The organism is Nocardioides abyssi (genome assembly GCF_030412915.1).
Taxonomy (GTDB): Bacteria; Actinomycetota; Actinomycetes; order Propionibacteriales; family Nocardioidaceae; genus Nocardioides; species Nocardioides abyssi.
In genome coordinates, this window is the sequence record NZ_JAUHJR010000168.1 from 1 (window position 1) to 277 (window position 277).

Sequence of the window (277 nt, forward strand, 5' to 3'; positions counted from 1 at the left end):
GCGCCCTCGGCGAAGGACGGTCGCATGTGGACGACCTCAGTGACGCCGACGTCGCCGAGATGCTGGCGCACGGGTTCCGTACGACCACCGACGAGCGCCTGATCGCGAGTGCGGACACCGCCGTGATCTGCGTACCCACGCCACTGGCCGAGGGTGACGGACCCGACCTGCGGGCGGTCGTCGGCGCGACCGAGGCGATCGGGCGCAACCTGCGGGCCGACATGCTGGTCGTCCTCGAGTCGACCACCTACCCCGGTACGACCGACGAGGTGGTGCG

Annotated in this window: 1 pseudogene; it reads left to right on the top strand. The window is 71.1% G+C overall.

The window, feature by feature from the left end:
- Positions 1–26 precede the first annotated feature (26 nt).
- Positions 27–277, top strand: a pseudogene (locus QWY29_RS20355) (UDP-N-acetyl-D-glucosamine dehydrogenase); the annotation flags it as partial.